This is a genomic window from Cyanobium sp. NIVA-CYA 375 (assembly GCF_056108345.1).
The window spans coordinates 1-2209 of record NZ_JBSYHW010000160.1; the positions used below are offsets into that span (position 1 = coordinate 1).

The 2209-nt window shown below is 64.6% G+C and carries 5 protein-coding genes; 2 read left to right on the top strand and 3 right to left on the bottom strand.

Annotated features, from left to right (window positions below):
* From AC01FP_RS17065 to AC01FP_RS17075, 3 genes are all read right to left on the bottom strand, one after another.
* Positions 1-181: hypothetical protein (locus tag AC01FP_RS17065; protein WP_474481876.1), on the bottom strand; the 181-nt coding region annotated here is incomplete at its 3' end.
* On the bottom strand, positions 178-675 hold the full coding sequence (locus AC01FP_RS17070) for a hypothetical protein (RefSeq protein ID WP_474481877.1): 498 nt from the start codon (positions 673-675) through the stop codon (positions 178-180). The genes AC01FP_RS17065 and AC01FP_RS17070, both read right to left, overlap by 4 nt.
* A complete protein-coding gene (locus tag AC01FP_RS17075) occupies positions 668-1162 on the bottom strand; it encodes a hypothetical protein (RefSeq protein ID WP_474481878.1) in 495 nt (164 codons plus the stop codon). The genes AC01FP_RS17070 and AC01FP_RS17075 overlap by 8 nt, the downstream gene beginning before the upstream one ends.
* Positions 1163-1332: 170 nt before the next feature.
* Between AC01FP_RS17075 and AC01FP_RS17080 the strand changes: the two genes are divergently transcribed.
* A complete protein-coding gene (locus AC01FP_RS17080; RefSeq protein WP_474481879.1) occupies positions 1333-1731 on the top strand; it encodes a hypothetical protein in 399 nt (132 codons plus the stop codon).
* The gene (locus AC01FP_RS17085; RefSeq protein ID WP_474481881.1) at positions 1674-2183 is read left to right on the top strand and encodes a hypothetical protein; all 510 of its coding nucleotides are present in this window, start codon (positions 1674-1676) and stop codon (positions 2181-2183) included. Before AC01FP_RS17080 ends, AC01FP_RS17085 begins: the two co-directional genes overlap by 58 nt.
* Positions 2184-2209: the final 26 nt, after the last annotated feature.

Here is a 2209-nt window from a genome sequence, read left to right on the forward strand (position 1 = left end):
TGAGGGCCGGCAGCCGCCGCTCCACCTGCAGAAACACCAGCCAGGCCAAGCCTGCCGTGACGCCGCCGGTCCAGTCTTTGCGCAGCAGCTCCACGATCGAAACCGTGCTGGCGCCGATGCGCAGGCCCCGCAGCAGGAAGCGACCCAACTGCTCTATTCGGAAAGAACCTCCCGCAGTCATCCAGGCACCAGTAGGGACCGAATCAGCTGCTCGAGGCCCTCGATCCGCCGCAAGCAGCGCTGCTCCATCAGGTCCATCCGCTGCAGCAGCCGTTGCTCGAGTTGCGCGGCCTGGAGCCCCGCTCCACTGGCACCACGCTTGCCGGCCTTCACAGGCCAGGAGCCGGTGCGAAAGGTCTGCTCCAGCTCAGCCCAGGTGGGCTTCTTGGGGGCAGGGCCCAGGCGCTCTTCTGCCCAGGCCTGGGCAGCGGCCACCCGCCGGAATCGCGCTTTCAGGGCGGCAAGAGAGCACGCCTCTGGGGCAAGCAGGGCCTGGGGTGCGAGCTCGGCGGTGGGTGGCTGGTTAATGCCAGCAGCAGCGGCCGCAGGGCCGGTCAGGTCCTCCACCATCTGACGCACGCTGGCGTTTTGCTCGCCCAGGGTGCGGAACAGCTCGGCGTCGCTTTTGGACAGCCGGGCCATCAGCTCGGCAAAGCGCTCGCTCAGTTCAGCCATTGCTGGAGGCTCCTCCGCGCAGCAGCGCGCGCATCTTGGCGATCAGTTCCGTGATGCGCAGGATGCTCCAGAAGCCTGCCTGCTCCTTGGCCTCATCAAGGTCGCTAAGCAAACGATCCAAGGCCTCTTGCTTGCCTTCAAATAGCTCAAGCTCCCGATGCAGCTCCTGCGCCATGGAAAGCGCCTCGGCTTTTTCCTTACCGATGGCTACCAATCGCCCCTCGTAACCATGGAGGGTGGCCAGGAAGCGATCACGGGCCTCACGCAGCTCGCGCGAGCGGCGCTGCAGCTGGCCGCGGGCGCGGGCCAGCGAGGCATGGCTGTTGCGCATCGCGCTGTAGGTGTGCGCGATCTGCTCCGGAGAAAGGCCACTGAGATCGCGAGGAAAATCGCTGGTGGCACGGATTCCCTTGCACTCCGGCGCAGCAGCAACCAGGGCCGAGTCAGAGCTCGCCGGGAGATCATCCAAAACCTCTGGCGGATTCATGGCTGCTGGGTCGGGGACCCCAGCAAAAGCCACGGGAGGGTCACAAAGCAACGCCAAAACAGCTATTCATGCGAGTTCCGCATAGTTGGCTCCTCAAGTAGTGGCGTTGGCAAGGCGCCGGACTGATGCTGTGGGCAGTGGCGGAAACGCCAACGCAACGTTGCTTGTCGATGGCCCAGCAGAACAACGGATGCGCCACCGGCTGCGGCACCTTGCTGGGCCTGGCGGCCCTGGGCTTTGTGCTCGCCTACTGGCAGGTCTTTCTGATCGCGGGGCTCTTGATCCTGGCCATCGTTGCCGTGGTCTATGCACTGCTGCAGCAGAACCACCGGCAACTCCAGGCTTTGGTGAACGATGCGGATCGGCGCATCCGCGAGGCCCCCTGTCAGGTCAAGGAGAGCTTTGGCGTAATCCAGTCGCTCAAGTTGGCCGGCGACCTGCAGGCCCTGCGGGTTGAGGTGCGCTGCTGCACGCTCACCGCCAACGGCAAGTCATTGGGCAGCGATGAGGTGTGTATCAGCCTCAGCCCACCGGCCGAGCGTCTGCAACTCCGCTCTGCAGCGGTGTAGGCAACTGGCTGCGCGGCGGTGGCATCGCCCAGCTCGAGGATCTTTCCGTGGAGTACAAGGCCGTCAAGGCGGCGATGGAGTGCCTGCGGGAGCGGTCGTGGACCAACAAGGCCCTGGGCAAGATCGATGGGCTGCGCACCTCGCTGATCGACACCCTGGCCAAGGCCAAGGGCAATGAGCTACTGGAAGGAGCCATCCCCCAGCTACAGCAGGGCTTGGAAGCCTTTAATGGGGAGCGGGAGAAGCTGCAGCAGGCCAACCGCAACGCCGGCGAGATGCTGCGCAAGCTGCACGACTTCCTCAGCGTGCCGGAAGGGATCCGGCCAATCCTCAACTTCGATTTTGATCAGCTGTTCAATCCCCAGCGCTTCTCGGCCCTGGAGCAGTCGTTTTCCGAGGTGGTGTTGCTGAACGATGCCTTCCGCCAGCTCTCAGAAGATCGCCTGGCCTGAGCCGGCAGCTCAACCAGCCCCTGGTC